Annotated in this window: 14 protein-coding genes; 7 read left to right on the plus strand and 7 right to left on the minus strand. The window is 63.7% G+C overall.

Translation table 11 applies throughout. The annotated features are described in order from the left end of the window. Nucleotides 1-376: 376 nt before the first annotated feature. On the plus strand, nt 377-2,293 hold the full coding sequence (locus E3O28_RS07875; protein ID WP_134415554.1) for a hypothetical protein: 1,917 nt from the start codon (nt 377-379) through the stop codon (nt 2,291-2,293). A gap of 200 nt (nt 2,294-2,493) precedes the next feature. Here E3O28_RS07875 and E3O28_RS16675 read toward each other — a convergent pair whose 3' ends face one another. Beyond that, nucleotides 2,494-3,090 (minus strand): IS30 family transposase, encoded by a 597-nt coding sequence (locus tag E3O28_RS16675; protein ID WP_198411552.1) that lies wholly within the window; start codon nt 3,088-3,090, stop codon nt 2,494-2,496. A gap of 602 nt (nt 3,091-3,692) precedes the next feature. Between E3O28_RS16675 and E3O28_RS07885 the strand changes: the two genes are divergently transcribed. Then, nucleotides 3,693-3,887: a hypothetical protein gene (locus E3O28_RS07885; protein WP_134415555.1), complete on the plus strand. Its 195-nt coding sequence runs from the start codon at nt 3,693-3,695 to the stop codon at nt 3,885-3,887. A 146-nt stretch (nt 3,888-4,033) separates the two neighbouring features. Here the strand turns inward: E3O28_RS07885 and E3O28_RS07890 are convergent, their stop codons facing one another. The 4 genes from E3O28_RS07890 to E3O28_RS07905 form a co-directional block, all read right to left on the minus strand. Beyond that, nucleotides 4,034-4,993, minus strand: a complete 960-nt coding sequence (locus E3O28_RS07890; protein WP_134415556.1) for a glycosyltransferase family 2 protein — start codon at nt 4,991-4,993, stop codon at nt 4,034-4,036. 2 nt (nt 4,994-4,995) lie between these two features. Next, nucleotides 4,996-5,385, minus strand: coding sequence for a GtrA family protein (locus tag E3O28_RS07895; RefSeq protein ID WP_166784767.1), 390 nt, complete (start codon nt 5,383-5,385; stop codon nt 4,996-4,998). A gap of 64 nt (nt 5,386-5,449) precedes the next feature. Then, entirely contained in the window at nt 5,450-6,412 is a 963-nt protein-coding gene (locus tag E3O28_RS07900) for a Gfo/Idh/MocA family oxidoreductase (protein ID WP_134415558.1), read from the minus strand. Between the two features lie 3 nt (nt 6,413-6,415). Further along, nucleotides 6,416-7,654, minus strand: a complete 1,239-nt coding sequence (locus E3O28_RS07905) for a DegT/DnrJ/EryC1/StrS family aminotransferase (protein WP_241973056.1) — start codon at nt 7,652-7,654, stop codon at nt 6,416-6,418. On the opposite strand from E3O28_RS07905, the gene E3O28_RS07910 reads away from it, so the two are divergent. From E3O28_RS07910 to E3O28_RS07920, 3 genes are all read left to right on the plus strand, one after another. Further along, complete coding sequence (locus E3O28_RS07910; protein ID WP_134415559.1) at nt 7,630-8,328, plus strand: UDP-N-acetylglucosamine acyltransferase; 699 nt, start codon at nt 7,630-7,632, stop codon at nt 8,326-8,328. The two genes, E3O28_RS07905 and E3O28_RS07910, sit on opposite strands and share 25 nt — an antisense overlap. Continuing rightward, nucleotides 8,328-9,332, plus strand: coding sequence for a glycosyltransferase family 2 protein (locus tag E3O28_RS07915; RefSeq protein ID WP_134415560.1), 1,005 nt, complete (start codon nt 8,328-8,330; stop codon nt 9,330-9,332). Before E3O28_RS07910 ends, E3O28_RS07915 begins: the two co-directional genes overlap by 1 nt. 98 nt (nt 9,333-9,430) lie before the next feature. Next, the gene (locus tag E3O28_RS07920) at nt 9,431-11,464 is read left to right on the plus strand and encodes a hypothetical protein (protein ID WP_134415561.1); all 2,034 of its coding nucleotides are present in this window, start codon (nt 9,431-9,433) and stop codon (nt 11,462-11,464) included. On the opposite strand, the gene E3O28_RS07925 is transcribed toward E3O28_RS07920, so the two are convergent. Beyond that, on the minus strand, nt 11,461-12,369 hold the full coding sequence (locus E3O28_RS07925) for a glycosyltransferase (RefSeq protein ID WP_134415562.1): 909 nt from the start codon (nt 12,367-12,369) through the stop codon (nt 11,461-11,463). The two genes, E3O28_RS07920 and E3O28_RS07925, sit on opposite strands and share 4 nt — an antisense overlap. Nucleotides 12,370-12,439: 70 nt before the next feature. Here E3O28_RS07925 and E3O28_RS07930 point away from each other — a divergent pair, with 70 nt between their 5' ends. Both E3O28_RS07930 and E3O28_RS07935 read left to right on the plus strand, forming a co-directional pair. Further along, a complete protein-coding gene (locus E3O28_RS07930; protein ID WP_134415563.1) occupies nt 12,440-13,702 on the plus strand; it encodes a hypothetical protein in 1,263 nt (420 codons plus the stop codon). A gap of 60 nt (nt 13,703-13,762) precedes the next feature. Further along, complete coding sequence (locus E3O28_RS07935) at nt 13,763-14,965, plus strand: glycosyltransferase family 2 protein (RefSeq protein WP_198411551.1); 1,203 nt, start codon at nt 13,763-13,765, stop codon at nt 14,963-14,965. Between the two features lie 31 nt (nt 14,966-14,996). On the opposite strand, the gene E3O28_RS07940 is transcribed toward E3O28_RS07935, so the two are convergent. After that, complete coding sequence (locus tag E3O28_RS07940) at nt 14,997-16,301, minus strand: O-antigen ligase family protein (RefSeq protein WP_134415564.1); 1,305 nt, start codon at nt 16,299-16,301, stop codon at nt 14,997-14,999. Between the last annotated feature and the right edge of the window lie 17 nt (nt 16,302-16,318).

Raw genomic sequence — 16,318 nt, forward strand, 5'->3', positions numbered from 1 at the left:
CGGGGCGCTGGGTTGGCCGATCGCTGCTGAGATCTGTGGGCTGGCCGATGGGGGCTGTTCCCAGGCCTTCCAGAACGGGACCATCTACTGGTCGTCCGCGGGCGGCGGTCGTACGATCCAGTAGCGTTATGATCGTCCGGTCGTAGCGTCAGGGGTCAGCGAGCGCCACCTGATGTCCAATGCCCTGCGAGCTCCATTGTTGAACGGATTTGGTTTGGACTTGAAAGAAGATGCCGGTCGTGGAAACAATCCCGCCGGTGAGCCGTCGCGCGCTCAAAGCCCGCTGCCGCGCCGCCGAGACCAAGGTAGGAAGCCGAGGCCCAAGTGTCCGACATCCCTCCCGCAGGGAATAGCTCTCTGGGGATTTCCTGCCCTCTTGAGCCTGCTCCTCATCGCTCTCGTTTCCCTGGGGATAACGGGCTCATCGACCGGGTTTTTGAGCCAGTTCTTCAGCAATGAATCAGACCCCGCGCTGATTTCGGGGAATCCGCAAGCGATTCGGAGCGATGAATGGGCGGTCCAAACTGCCTGGACGATATCTCAGGTCGAACAGGGCCTCCCGGTGGAGAACGCAACCTTTCCCGGCGGCTCGGATACCACGGTCCAGAGCGATCTTCCCTCCGGCGACTGGTCGGTTGCTTTCCGCCCACACCTGCTCGGGTTCTTTTTTCTTCCCCTCGACAACGCAATGGCGCTGAAGTGGTGGCTTCCTGGCTTCGCCATGATGGCCGCATCGTTTTTGTTCATGATGACGCTAATCCCCAAGCGACCTGTCACGGCTTCAATGATCTCGGTCGGTTTCTTCTTTGCACCATTTTTTCAATGGTGGTTTCTGCCAATTACGTTTTGGCCCGCTGCCTGGTGTTTCCTCGTCATGGCTGCGGCTCTCTGGCTCCTCCGAGACAACCGGCTGGGGCCGCGCGTCACGATAAGTACAGCCGCAGGATACCTAACGGTGACGATGGGTATGGGCGTCTACGTCCCTTTTATCGTGCCCGCGGTGCTGACGGCCATCGCCATTGTTGCTGGAGTCGTTTTGACGGACAGTTCAAGCCCCACAGCAGGGTTCGTGGGACGGTTGAAGCGAATCACGCCACTCTTGTGGGCTGGTCTGGCGGCAGTACTTGTGCTGGTCCTATGGCTCTTCACGCGTGCGGAGACCATCGGGCGCTTCCTCGCAACGATCTATCCGGGACAGCGATTCGAAGAAACCGGTGGACTCGAACGGGACGGTGTCGTGGCTCTCTTCGGCGCCCCCGTCACGGAGGGCCTCGCCTTAGCGAACGGCGTACCCCTTGGAGGCAATGCGTCGGAAGCATCGACCTTCTTCCTCCTTGGGCTCTTCCTGCTGGTGCCTCTCATTGGGATGCTCGTACAGGATTGGCGTGCGGGCCGCCCGACTGACGGTGTAGTCGTCGCTGTAATTGCACTTTGCATGACAGTCGGTGCCTTCCTGATTGTCCCAGGATGGGATTGGCTGGCACATCTTCTTCTTCTTGACCGAACAACATCGGGACGAGTCCGAATTGCACTGGGTATTCTCTCGGTCGTTACGATTGCGATAATGATCGCCCGATCCGATGATTACGTCGCTCGCACGGGAAGGCGGCTTCCTCAACTCGGAGCGATCGGTGCCGCTTTCCTCGGGGCGCTCTCGGTCGTGTTCCTGCTTCGATACCTGTTTCTCAGGGATGCCGGAATAGTCTCAGACTCCTGGGGCTGGCAGGTCATTTCGGTTCTTTTCGTTCTTGCCATCTATTTGTTCGCTCGGGGCCTGGCTTTCTGGGGCAGCATTAGTTTCGTGGTTCTTTCACTCGTGGGGTCGATCAACGTGAATCCGATCTATGTCGGTGTCTACGACCTGAATGAGACCAAGGTAAGCCAGGTCATGCAACGCCTCGACGACACGAAGAGTGGCGCATGGGTGGGCGTAGGCGAATCATTCCTTCCGACGGCCGTGCTGGTTCATTCCGGCCTCCCTGGGTACAACGGATTCCAGGGCGCTCCGTCTCCTGAAATGTGGGAGCAAATCGATCCGGAAGAAACCGATGAGGAGGCCTGGAATCGCCTCGCGAATATCACATGGGTTGCGGGTGAGGGAGGCCCAAATCCTGAGAACCCCGCTCCTGACCAAATTCGAATGACATTCGATTCCTGTTCAGAATTTGCTCAGGAGCAGGTCCTTTATGCTCTGTCAGATGCTCCGCTAACGCAGGACTGTTTGGCTCCTGTCGCGACTGTTCGGGAGGGGCCCTCCCAACTCTTGATCTATGAGGTCGTCCCGCGGGCGTAGCAGGTAGTGTCGCGTCGTGCGCACACATTCTGGGCGTCTGGCGGGCATTCCCGTCGACGGCTGCCGATGGTCCATTCGAGTCGTGAGGACAGCCCGGCGATGAGGAAGGATTCGGCACTGTTAACGCCAACTGAAATCAGGGCCAGAAACGCCAGGCGAGTTCTAGGGCGAATTCCAGCGGTCGTCGCAACACTGATTGGTTAGCTGGATCGTAGTACGTCGGCGTGGAGCTGGGCTGGTGTTGTCCAACCGAGTCGCTTCCGGGGCCTGTTGTTGATCTTGATCGCGACAGCGGCGAGGTCATCGGCGCTGTGGATGGCGAGGTCGGTGTGCTTAGGGAAGTACTGCCGCAGCAATCCGTTCATGTTCTCGTTGGATCCGCGTTGCCAGGGCTTGCCGGCGTGAGCGAAGAACACGCCGTCGGTGAAGAGGGAGGCGATCTTGTCGTGGCTGGCCATTTCGGCGCCCTGGTCCCAGGTCAAAGTCCGCCGGAGTTCCTGCGGTAGGGCAGACATCGCGGTGATGAGCGATGCGTTGACTTCAGCTGCGGTGTGCCCGCCGGGGAGGTGGAGGAGGACGGCGTGGCCGCTCTTGCGGTCTACCAGGGTGCCGATCGCTGAACGGGTGCGCGTGCCGATGATGAGGTCCCCTTCCCAGTCTCCGAACCGGGACCTGTCGTTTACGACCTGGGGTGGTGGTCGATCAGGGTCGCTGGTGCGATGAAGCGTGGGGCGCGTACGTCGGGGCGCCGTCGACGCTTGCGCAGTGGCCTGCCCGTTCTTAGGTGTGGTGTCAATTTTTTGGTCAAACCGCTGTTACCCGGCCAGTACAGGGCCTGGTAGATCGTTTCGTGGCACACGTGCCACGATCGTTTCTGTGGGTGAGTGTCTCGTCGCCAGTAGCTGATCTGTTCGGGGCTCCAGTCAAGTTTCAGTTTGTCTTGAACCAGGTCGCGGAGCTGGAGGTCTTGCCCGATGCGCCCTGTTCGCGCCCGTCGGGCCTTCTCTCGTGCTCGTGCGTGGGCCAGGACAGCGTCGTACTGGCCGCGGTCGTGTTTTCGCATGTTGCGGCGAAGCTCGCGGCTGATCGTCGACGGTGACCGGCAAAGTCGCCGGGAGATCTCCCGGATGGAGAATCCTTCTCGTCTGAACAAAGCGATCCGCTCACGTTCGATCAGGCTCAGGTACCGTTCGTGTCGGTATGCCTCAGCAAGTCGTAGCGGGGCGATCCCGCCACGTTGAGATCGCCAACGGTGGCCGGTCGTGCGTCCGATTCCGACGCGCTTCGCGGCGGCGATCGTTCCGATCCCGGCGAGGATGAGTTCCCAATACTCGTCTTCGCGGTTGAGGTTTCTCTTGCGCCCACGTCTGGCCATCTTCACACTCCAAATCTTGGTGGAGTGTTGCGACGAGACCTAGAACTCGCCTGGCAGAAGTGGCCCTGTTTTCAGTCGGCGTTAACAGGCACCACCGAAATACCGGGGGAGCACTCACTGACGCTGGAGGAATTCGCGATCGTCGGCATGGTGCCGGAGGCTGTGGGATTGGTCGACGCCGATCGTGCCGCCGCATACCTGACCATCCTGGCCACCTAAACGCGAATTCCCCCCGACGCGTTGAATCGCTGGCTCGCCGAGGTGCGCATGCCCGTGGTTACGGCTGGGCTCGCGCTGGCACCCGAGGCGCCGCAGGTCCGGCAGTTGTCCGAATGGCTGTCCCGGGCGAGCTGACCGGGAGGCCGCTATTTTTGAAATGGACTGAAAGTCGGCTCCGACGGACTTGCCTGGATATCCAGTTGAAGTGCGCTGACTAGGAGTTGGGTACCGATCATTAGAGGCAGAGCGGCCAACATCACCGTCGCCGCCGTCGCGATCACGGAACTGGCGACCTGGAAGCAGACCCAGATCGCGATTACGGCCCCGATACTGAACAGCCCGAGCCCCAGCACCAGCAGGAGTGCGATGGGGGAGAAGGACCAAAGAACGTAGCGATACCAGATGCGACGCCAGAAGCCCCGCACAAGCAGATTCAGCAGTTCCGGTACGACCTTGCTGAGTCGGATCGAAGAAACCTCGTCGGCGTAGACCGCAGGGATGGGAACATCGACGGCACCCACCTGAAGGATATTGAGGTGGATGAGCAGATCGTTCTCAAAACTGTAGCGACGTGACACCCGGTCGAGGGGGACACGCTTCAGGACCTCTGTGCGAACGGCCGTATAGCCGTTTTGCGGATCAAACAGGTTCCAATAGCCGGAGGCGAGCTTGGTCATGAAAGACAGAACGATGTTGCCGAAAACCCGGTAATTCGGCATCCCCTCGAAGGACTCGGGTGCGAAGAAGCGATTCGCCTTGGCGAAACCGTAACCGTCACGGGTGACGCGGTCCAGGAGATCCGGAAGGTGATTCGGGTCCATCTGGGCATCGCCGGCCATGATGACATTGACGTCAGCCCCGAGAGCCATGGCGGCCTTGTGCCCGGTGACGATGGCACCGCCGACCCCCTGGTTGACCTCATGGCGGATCAGCGTCACCCGGTCATCGCCCAGTCGCGCAACGACACCGCTTGTGTCGTCGGGACTACAATCATCGACGATCACGATGTGATCAACGTAATCGGGCATGGTTTCGATGACCGTCGCGATCATCCGTTCCTCTTTGTACGCAGGCACGACGGCCGCGATACAGGCTCCTTGGTACACGTCTAGTCCTTCTTACTGGGGCGGGTGTCGGCGAACACCCAATAACGATAGGCGAAGTAGTTCCACACCGTTGACAGGCCAGTGGCGATGACCTTGCCCCCGAGCCAGCCGAGTGGTGTGGGATTGATCAACGTCACGATGAAGACAACGGCGATGGTGTTGAAGCCGACGAGCGCCGCGTACTTGAGTAGTGCGACGCCGTGTGCTGCACTCGATTCAAACGAAAAATACCGTTGGATTGAGTAGGTGAAGAAGAAGCTGAGGAGGAAGGCGACGCCGGTCGCGAGCCAGAGCGGCCAGACCAGCACCTCCCTGAGCAGAGCAAGAATGCCGATGTCGACCAAGAATGCCAAGCCTCCGGCGACAAGGTAACGCACGGCGGAATGGCGCACGATTCGACCGAATGCCGATTGTCTCGCTACGTCGTCGCCGAGGGGGTCTCCGGAGGCCAGCACCTCAGAGCAGCAGTTTCCGGGAAATAACTTGGTCGATCACGGCGTGGGACGGCACGATCGTCGCGCGTTCAGCAGCCGCGTCGACAAGACCGTCGATGGTGTCGAGGAATCTCGTGAACTGGGTCGTGAGCGGTTCCTGCGACGTCACCAATTCGGGAATCTCGATGACCGTCTGCTGGCGGTAACCGCGACCGTCGTCCACTGAATTCTCGGATACGTGACGGTAAATCGTCACGTCGCGTCGAAGCAGATCGATTTCGATGAGCCGATCAAGTTCATACACGGAGAGCTGTCGGATCTTCCGCTGGCCCACACGGCTCGCAGAAACGCGGGCGATGGCGCCGTTCGAGAATCCGAGGGTCGTCTCAGCGACGTCCTCTGCGAGCGGAGCGGAGTCCCGGTGGAAAAAGCCGAGAGTCGCATCGACACTTGTGGGTGCCGAGCCGATGATGTTGATCGCGAGGTCCACGTCATGCACGAGCAGGTCCCAGGCAACGCCGGTGCGGATGCGCGGCGCGTACGGGGAGTGGCGCGTGGCGATGACGTGCACCGGGTTCTCAAGGAGGGACCGAGCCGTCAGAACTGCCGGGTTGTAGCGCTCCAGCAGACCGCACATGAGCGGAAGGTCCCGCTGCTCAGCCCGGTCCAGGACCTCCCGGGTGCGGAGAAGGCTGTCAGCAACCGGTTTTTCGATCAAAAGCGGCCGGTCCTGGGCTAACACCTGCATGGCAAGGTCGTAGTGAGCCTCGGTGGCAGCGGCAACTACGACCGCATCCAGATCGGACAGGTCCGGGAGCTCAGGAGCCCAGGTTGCCCCATACCGATCGGCGACCTGACGGCCGATCTCTTCACGCGGGTCCACCAAGACGGCGAGCTCAGCGCGATCGGACTGGGAGATCACTCTGGCATGGTGGCTGCCCATATTGCCGGCGCCGACCAGGACTACACGCTTGCGAGCCGACATGACTCAGGCCCCCGCAATGGCGCGAACGGCCGTGATGATTTCGCTGAGGTCAGCATCCGTCAGGGTCGTGTTCACAGGAAGCGAGACGACCTCGGAAACGATCTTCTCGGCCACGGGAACGTCGGACGTGATCACTCGCGGGTGTGTGCGATAGGCGTCGTAGTCGAACACCAGTTTGGGATAGTAAATTCCGCTGCCGACGCCGCGCGCCGCAAGCGCTGCGACGAACTCGTCGCGATTCAGGCGGGCTTCCGGCGTGACCCGAACGGTGAACTGGTGCCAGACATGGCCGCGGCCCTCAATCTGGCGTGGCACGACGATGCCGGGCACGTCCGCCAGCCCCTCGATCAGCCTGTCCGCATTCCGGCGGCGAGTGCTGACGGTCTGCTCGTAGCGTTCCAACTGTGGAAGGCCGAGGGCCGCTTGGAGGTCTGTCAGGCGATAGTTATGCCCGGCCATCTCGTAGACATAGCGTGACCGCATGCCCTGGTTCCGCAAAACGCGGAGCCGGTCGGCGAGTTCGTCGTCATCGGTCGTGATAAGTCCGCCTTCGCCCGTCGTGATGTTCTTCGTCGCGTACAGGGAGAAGGTGCCCAGGCCGTAGCTTCCCGCATAGCGGCCCTTGTAGCTGGCGCCGTGGGACTGAGCCGCGTCTTCAAGGATTCGAAGACTGCGATCGGTGGCAAGCGCCTGGATCGGATCCATGTCAGCCATCTGGCCGTAGAGGTGAACGGGAAGGATGACCTTGGTTTTGTCCGTGATTCGCTCGGCGAGTGAGGTCGGATCGATGTTGAAGTCATCTGCACGGATGTCGGCGAAAGTCGCCGTGGCTCCGGCTTCGAGAATGGCGTTCAGGGTGGCCGCGAACGTAAAAGGTGTCGTGATCACTTCATCGCCGGGTTTGAGATTCAGAATCTGAAGTGAGGCGACCAGGGCCGTCGTGCCGTTGTTCACGGCGATGGCGTGAGGGATCCCGAAGAGTTCTGCGAATCGATTCTCGAGCTTGGCAACCATTGGGCCCTGAGCCACGGCGCCTGATCGCAAGACCTCCATAACGAGCGCTTGTTCTTCTTCGCCAAACTGGACAGTGGTAATGGGAATCATTGTGCCTCGTAAGTTAGATTTTGTGAATCGAATCTCGACGTCGCGTTCTTTCCACAGTACCGGACCCTTCGCGGACCGCTTCCACCCGTACGCTCTGTCAGAGTTAGGCCACAATGAATTCCATCCATCCCACCGCACAGCTGATCGGTGAGGTCTCGCTCGGATCCGGCAATCTGATCGGGCCACTTGTCGTGATCATCGGCCCTGTGACCATCGGTGACGGTAACTGGATTGGGACCGGAGCGATCATCGGTGCTCCGCCAGAGGTTAGGAGCTGGCAGCATCCGATGGATGCGGCAGAGCTCGACACCGGTAGGGGAATCGTGATCGGTGACAGGAATGTCATTCGTGAGTACGTGCAGATACACCAGGGGTGGCACGACATTACGCGTGTCGGCAGCGATGTGTTCTTGATGAACCAGAGCTACATCGCGCATGACTGCACTGTCGGGGACCGAGCCACCCTGGCGTCCAGCGTTCTGCTCGCCGGTCACGTTCGCGTGGGGGAAGGTGCAAACCTCGGGTTGGGATCGAGTGTCCATCAGCGTTGCTATATCGCAGAAGGGGCCATGGTGGGGATGGGCTCTGTGGTGACGCGCAATGTGCCGCCCTTCGCGAAGGCCTACGGCAATCCAGCGAGAGTCCATGGGGCGAATGTCGTCGGAATGGAACGAGCTGAGATCCCGGCACCGACCATCAGCGCCGCGGTGACGACCTATGCGCTGCCATTCGACAATGCTCTGGAGAGCCTGGTGGGTGCGATCGGAATTGAGCGTGCTCTGGCCGGCTGGTTTCGTCACGGCACGGAGTGATGGAAACCGCCCGGCAGCCCACCGTGTCAGTGGCCTTGTGCACCTTCAATGGTGCCGCCTACATCGCGCAACAACTCCGAAGCATCCTGAGCCAGACCACACCGCCGAGCGAGATCATCGTCTCGGACGACGCGTCCACGGATGGCACCCTCGGCATACTCGAGCGGGTGCGTGCTGAGTGGCTGGCAGACGGTGGTGACGCTGCTGTGGACTTCCGGGTGATCCGAAATGCGGTGCCGCTCGGAGTCGCAGCCAACTTCGAGCAGGCCCTGTCAGAGTGCTCGGGCGAGTTGCTGGCACTGAGCGATCAGGATGACGTCTGGGCCCCCGGCCGCGTCCAGATAATGATCGGTGAGTTCATGCGACGGCCGAAGTTGCAGCTGCTGCACTCGGATGCCCTTCTCGTCGGCGGTGATGGGAACTTCCTGGGTAGGACACTCTTCACGACGCTCGGCATCACCGAGACCGAGAAGAGGGACGTGCATCAGGGGCGCGCATTCGACGTGCTCTTACGGCGCAACATTGTCACCGGCGCCACCGTGATGCTGCGCCGCGACCTCGTCGACCGGGCCCGCCCATTCCCGGAGGCGTGGGTGCACGACGAATGGCTGGCGATGGTTGCCGCGGCGACGGGGACCGTGGATTTCCTGGGCGACACCCTGGTCGACTACCGGCAACACGGCGGCAACCAGATCGGCGTCACGAGCCTGGATGCGGCCGGCCGGCTGTCCAGGCTGCAGGCGCCACGCACACAGCGCAACGCGCGTCTGCTGGCCAGGGCCGAGGCGCTTGATGACCGTGCGCCGGGCCTGGTTCCGGTTCCGTCCGACGCGTACCTTCGCCTGATTGCGGCGAAGGCAGCGCACGAGCGCGCTCGTAGCGCCCTGCCGAGCGCCCGGCTCCGCCGCGTGCTCCCCGTTCTGCGCCAGTGGCGCACCGGTGGGTACGCACGGTTCGGTCTGGGCCCCCAGGACGTTCTGCGAGACCTGGTTCAGCCGCTCTAGGGTCGGCGATCCTCTACTCTGAGAAAACAAGTCCGAGACGTGGCAGGGGTCGGACTTCGACGTGGGGGCGTCCCGCACAGGGATCTGAAAGGTTCGTGGTGAACAACTCTCGAATGCGTGCCGGCGGTTGGGGCTCCAGATTCAGGGCAGCGCGGGATGGCTACAGTCGCGCCGTCGAACCAGATCCCCACGGCCTGCCGCGGCTGCGACTCCTGCTGGCGTTCCCCGCTCTGCTGCTGATCCTCGGCATCGTGCTCGTGGCGCTCGGCATCAACGGTTCGTCCTCCGGCGTGTTCTTCAGCCAGGTGTCGTACGGCGCCGACCCGGACCTGATCGCCGGACAGCCGCAGGTCACGCGCTCCGATGAGTGGAACGTGCAGACGGTCTGGGCCATCGCCCAGGTCGAACAGGGCCTGCCGCTCACCAACGAGACCTTCCCGGGCGGCATGGACGCGACCCTGCCGCAGGACCTCCCGCGCGTGGATTGGTCTGTCGCCTTCAGGCCTCACCTCTGGGGCTTCATGCTGATGGACGTCGACCATGCCATCGCCTTCAAGTGGTGGCTGCCCGGGCTTGCTCTCGCAGCCGCGGCGTACGCGTTCCTGGTCACCGTCATCCCGCGTCGGCCCGGGGTGTCGGCGATGCTCGCGGTCGGGTTCTTCTTCAGCCCGTTGTTCCAATGGTGGTTCCTCTCGACCACACTGTGGCCGGCCGTCTGGGCGCTGGTCACGATGACGGCTCTGGTCTGGGCGTTCCAGAGTCCGTCGCGACGGTCCCGCTGGGCTTTCTCCGCCCTCGTGGCCTACCTGACCGTCGTGATGGCGATGGGAATCTACGTCCCGTTCATCGTGCCGGCCGCCGTTGTGGTCTTGTTCTTCGGGATTGCCCTGATGATCGAACAACTGCGCCGGGGCGCGAGGTGGCGGGCGACGCTGGCACGCGTTGTCCCGGTCCTCGTCGGTGGCGCGGCGGCATCCGTCGTGGCGGTGGTGTGGCTGGCCACCAAGCTGTCAACCGTTCAGGCTTTTCTGGGCACCGCGTATCCGGGGAACCGGTCAACTCCGACGGGCGGCAACGGGCCGTTGAGTTTCGCCTCCGCCGTTGGCTCCTCGTTCACCCAGGCCTTGAATGAGCAGCGGGCTGGTTTTCTCGGTGGCAATTCGTCCGAGGCCGCGACGTTCTTCTATCTGGGCATCTTCCTGATTCCTGTCGTCGTCTGGATCATCGCCAGGGAGGCGAGGATGCACAAAACCCTTCCCTGGGCGATGATCGGCCTCGCCACATCCGTGTCGGTGCTGTTGGCGTATCTCTACCTGCCCGGCTGGGATGCGATCGCTCGGCTGCTGCTGCTCGACAAGACCACGCCGAATCGGGTTCGACTCGGGATGGGGCTGGCCTCCATCGCCCTGGTCGCCTACGTCATCGCCTACCTCGACCAGAAGCGGGCGCGGGCCGGCAAGTGGCTGGCCGGAGCCGCTGCGATCGCCTTCCTGCTCTCCCAGCTTGCAATCGGCGCCCTGGCCTGGCGACGGCTGCCAGGCATGCTGGAGCCGGTGCAGCTGTGGTGGCTCTGGGCGCTGCTGTCGGCCGCGGCTATCTACTTCGTCGCTCGGCGCAGGCCACAACTCGCCGCGACCGCGTTTCTGATCGTGACCGTTGCCGGCTCCGGCCTGACCAATCCGATCTACCGCGGCGTTTTCGACCTGCGGGAAACTGACGTGTCCCAGGCTGTCGTCGCCCTGGACGAGGCGGCTCCAAAAACCTGGGTTGGCGTCGGCGGCGGGCTGACCACAGCCATGCTGCTCGAGTCCGGGGTGCGGGCCTACAACGGTTTTCAGGGCGCGCCCTCTGCCGGAATGTGGGGCGCCATCGATCCAGCCGGTGTGTACACGCTGCAATGGAACCGGCTGGCGGGCGTGAGCTGGGTGGCCGGGCCGGGCGAACCGGTCGTTACCAATCCCGCCGCCGATCAGATCAGCGTGAGCTTCGATGCCTGTTCCACCTTCGCCCAGGCTGAGGTCGGCTACGTGCTCGCCGACGACAAACGCCTCGATCTGGACTGCCTGTCCCCGGTTCGCACCTTTGACCTGCCGAAGTCCAGCCTCTCGATCTACCGGGTGGTTACGCCCTAGTCTCTGGGCGTCGCGGCGACGGTGAGTCCGAGGGCGTGACGCAGCAGAATCCGGATGCCGTCGCTGCGCCGGGCCCTCATGGCGTCCGGGATTCGGGTCAGTGCGTTCACCCGGGACGACAGGTGCAGGCGTGCGGCTCGCGCCGCACGGGGCCAGCCGTGGCCGTTGAACTCGACCGCGAGGCCGCGGAAGAAGCCCTGTTCCTCGGCGAAGCGGCTTCCGTCGGCCGCCCGCCAGGACGAGACGCTGGACGCGTGGCGACGGTACTCGAAGACGACCTGGTCGTCAAGCAGTAGGCTCCCGCCACGCACGGCGAGGTCGAGGGCCAGCCCGAGATCCTGCACAATGCTGAAATCCGGCCGGAAGCCGACCGCCGTGACCGCGGAGCGGTTCCAGGCGATCGCCGGAAAGTTCATCCAGTTGCCCCGCGTGATGCTCACCGCGAGCGGCTCCCCGGCGAGTTCGAGTGAACCGTGGAACCGGGGCCGGTACAGGGACTTGACCCGGTCGATGAGGGGTGTGCTGACCTGCCCGTGCTCGTCGATGACGCGTGTGCCGGGGTGGATGAAGGCCACCGTCGGATGCTCCTGGATCAGCTGGGTGATCCGGCCGACATAGTCGGGGAGCATCACGTCGTCGCAGCCGAAGATTGTCAGCCACTCGTTCTCGGCCAGGTCGATGGATGCCTGGAAGTTCGCGTTGATGCCTAGATTGACCGGATTACGGCGGTAGATGATTCTGGGGTCTGCCAGCCCCCGCAGCCACCGGCCGGCCGTTTCGTCGGGGTCGTGGTCGTCGATCACCACGAGCCGCCAGTCCGGGTCGACCTGCGCGAGCACGCTGCGCACCGCAGCCTGAAAATGGTCGACACGACCGTAGAACGGCATCATGATGTCGAGTGTCACCGGGATCTCCTTCGTGGCCGACGAGGGCCGCAGTGGGCGGATCACCGTGATGGCCGGATAGCATTCACGAGTGAAACCATCTTCGCTCATGTCCCAGGCGGCTCTCTCCACATTAGGCGTCCTGGCTCAGGGGCTGTCCCGTTTTGCGTACACGGTGCTCATCGGTCGGTTTATGGGGCCGAGCGAGCTGGCAGAGGTGTCAGCGTGGATCGCGCTGTCGCTCATTCTCTCCCTGCTCTGGCCGACCGGGGCGGGCAACGCGGCCTCCCATTTCCTTTCCCATGCCCGGGCGCTCGGATACTCCCCGGTGCACGCCCTGCGCCTGATTCAGCGATCCTTCTGGATTTCCTGCCTGGTCATTCTCGCGATCGGCATCCCGGTCAGCATCTTCGCGCTGGGGGCGGAGCCGGCGGATGCGGCCGCGATCGCCGCCCTGATCGTCGCGTATTCCGGCTACATTCTCGCGCGCGGCATCGAGGTTGGTCTGGGACGAATCACCTCGACAGCCGTGTGGGATGTCATCTCCTCCGCACTGACCATGGTTCTACTGATCGTGGTCCTGGCCGCGCAACTGCCGTGGGCCCTGCTCTGGCCGCTCGCCATCGGGTACGCCCTGTTCGGCTTGCATTCCCTGCGCGGCGCGCATCGCGGGCACGATGCCCTGAACCAGGAGGCCGTCACCGCACCGGCCACCATCTGGAAGCTCATCTCCTGGAACTCGCTCGGGCTCCTGGCCTCGAACGGCTTGATCCAGTTCGCGATGGTCTACGTGTTCATCGTCGAATCCCCGGCCCAGGCCGGGCTGTTCGCGGCGGCGATGGCGCTTGCCACACCGGCGTCGATGCTGAGCCAGGCGGTGACCCAGGTTCTGATTCCGCGGTTCTCAGAGTGGGCGGCTGTCGACCCGGCGGCAGCACTGAAGAACTATCTGGGCGTCTTCGGGGTGATGTTCGTCGGTCTGGGGATCGTGTTCGGGGCCGTCGCGCTGGCCAGCCCCCTCATCGTGAGCATCGTCTTCGGAGCCGGCTACCGGGCCGCGGGGCCGATCATGGCGCTCCTCCTGATCGGCGTGTTCGCGTTCTCGATCGGCCTCGTTGCCACCGCCTTCCTGCTCACGACGGGTCGAACCATGGTGGCGACGGTCGCCTCCATCGCCGGGCTGGTGACAGGACTGGTCGTCATGCTCGTCGGCACTCCCGCCTGGAGCGGGTCGGGCGCCGCCGTGGCCGGTGTGATCGCGGGATATTCGGTGACCACCTGCTGCGTGGTTATGGCCTCGTTCCGACGGTCCCGGTCTCGGTGGCCGCAGTCGGTGGCGGTCACGCTCCGTTAGGCTGCAATCGCTTCACCCGTTTCACACCATCTCCACAGTTCCCCCTCGCAAAAGGACATCATGACCGACTCCACCGCTGTCGAATCCGCTGTCGAATCCGCAGTCGTCGCGATCGAACTCTCGATCGTCATGCCTTGCCTCAATGAGGCGGAGACCCTTGCCATCTGCATCGACAAGGCCCAGGCCTACCTCTCCGGCGCGGGGATTGTGGGCGAGGTCGTCATCGCCGACAATGGCAGCATCGACGGATCCCAGCAGATTGCCCTCGACCACGGCGCCCGGGTCGTACCCGTTGCGGCGAAGGGATACGGCAACGCACTGATGGGGGGGATCGTCGGCGCGCGGGGTACCTATGTCATCATGGGCGACGCGGATGACAGCTATGACTTCAGCGCCCTGGACCCCTTTGTGGCAAGGCTCCGGGCCGGCGATGAACTCGTGATGGGAAACCGGTTCCGCGGCGGGATCGAACCCGGGGCCATGCCGCCCCTGCACAAATACCTCGGAAACCCGGTTCTGTCGACGATCGGGCGGATGCTGTTCCGCTCCGAGATCCGCGACTTCCACTGCGGCCTGCGCGGCTTCAACCGCGAATCGATCCTCGGCCTCGGCCTGATCACCACCGGCATGGAATTCGCCAGCGAAATCGTCGTGAAATCCACCCTCGACGGGTTACGCGTCAGCGAAGTACCGACCACCCTGTCCAGAGATGGCCGGAGCCGTCCGCCGCACCTGCGGAGCTGGCACGACGGATGGCGTCACCTGCGGTTCCTGCTGTTGTTCAACCCCCGCTGGCTGTTCCTGATCCCGGGGTCGGTGGCGTTCGCAGTCGGTCTGCTCGCTACCGTCGCCCTGGTGTTCGGGCCACTGGAGATCGGCCGGGTCGGGCTGGATGTCTCCAGCCAGGTGTATCTGGCCGCACTGACGGTCGTCGGGTACCAGGCGGTGTTGTTCGCCCTGCTGACCAAGCTCTACGGCCGGCACGAGGGGTTCCATCTCCCGCGGAGTCAGGCGTTCGAGCGGTTCGCCGAGCGAGCGAGCCTGGAAAGCGGAGCGGTCGTCGGGCTCACTCTCTTCATGGCCGGCCTGGGTGTCGCGATCGTTCAGCTGGCCACGTGGGGCGCATCGGGCTTCGGCCCTCAGGACCCGGTTGACACGATGCGCCTGGCGGTGCCGGCGGCACTGTTCATGATGCTGGGCTTCCAGACGGCGATGTCGGGAATGTTCCTGGGCATCCTCTCGGTCGACATCCGCCGGGCCTAGATTTCGTCGTCGGCGTGGGGTCGGCCCTTGCTCAGTTCTCCGGGTGCCGGTGCGGGGTGGGCTGCAACAGGCTGCGCCAGCTCTTGCCCTGCGCGGCCTTCACGGCGCAGATCAGCAGCAGCAGCCAGCTAAAGTCGACCAGCACGGTGCTTTCGGCCGCCGAGGTGACCAGCAGGGTCACCAGCACCAGCGGCGACCAGACGTAGACCATCGAGCGCTTATCCGAGGCGAGCAGCCACGACCGCCAGAAGGCGAGCGTCACGAGCGCGAGGAACGACAGGAGGCCGACCAGGCCGACCTGGAAGTAGACGTCGAGGAACGCGTTCAGCGCGGAGGCCTGCGGGCGCCCGGTGACGAAGCTGAGCCAGCCGTAGGGCGTGACGTCGATGGGCCAGAGACCGGCCCAGCCCCAGCCCTCGAGCGGGTTCAGCATGGCCAGACGCCAGATTTCGCCCCAGAGTGTGGTGCGGGCCTCGAACTCGCTGCCCGCGTTCAGCTGGTCGGTGATGCGCGCGCGGGCCGCAACCGCGATGATGCCGGCCACGACGGTGCCGCCGAGCAGCCCGATCTGCAGCAGCCACCGGTTCGCGGCGGGCGTGGCGCGCAGCCAGATCAGCGCCAGCGCGGCGAGGCCCACGAACAGGGCCACCACGAGGATGACGGGGGAGCGGGTGAGTAGCAGGCCGAACACGGCCAAGGCGATGGAGCCGATGCCGAGCCCGCGCCGCACCGATCGGGACCGCAGCTCGACCGCGAAAGTGACCGCCGCGATCAGCGAGACCAACCCGAACACGTTGCGAGAGCCGAAGAGGCCCTGCACGGGCCCGAAAGAGTCGATGTTGCCCTGGATGCCGAGGAAGACGAAGGGCGTGTCGAGCAGCAGGCCGGAGAGCACTTCCAGAGCCAGGGACACTCCGAGCAGCACCCGCAGCACGTCGCCAGTGGCGCGCACGACCTGGATGGTGTCGCGGGCCAGGGCGATGTAGATGGCCAAAAAGGTGAAGGCGAGCTGGTAGAGCGAGGCGCTGAGGGTGTGCAGCGGGTAGCTGGACCACAGCACCGACAGGGCACACCAGCCCACGAAGACCATGATCGAGATCGGTAGGAGCCCGTGCCAGTCGACGCCGGCCCAGCGGGCGGTGAGCGAGAACGCGGCCAGCACGACGAGGCCCACGAGAATGCCGACGACGCCGGGCGGGCCGATCACGGCGCGCAGGGCAGTGGTCGAAAAGGCGAAGCCGATGATGACCAGCGCAAGCGAGGAGGCGAACTTGGGGGAGGCGAACAGCCGCGTGAACTGGTCCGGCACGGCGGGGGGATACGCGCGGTAGGTCATGACGTTCCCACGCTACC

This window comes from Cryobacterium sp. TMT2-14 (assembly GCF_004402465.1).
In the GTDB taxonomy this organism is placed as follows: Bacteria; Actinomycetota; Actinomycetes; order Actinomycetales; family Microbacteriaceae; genus Cryobacterium; species Cryobacterium sandaracinum.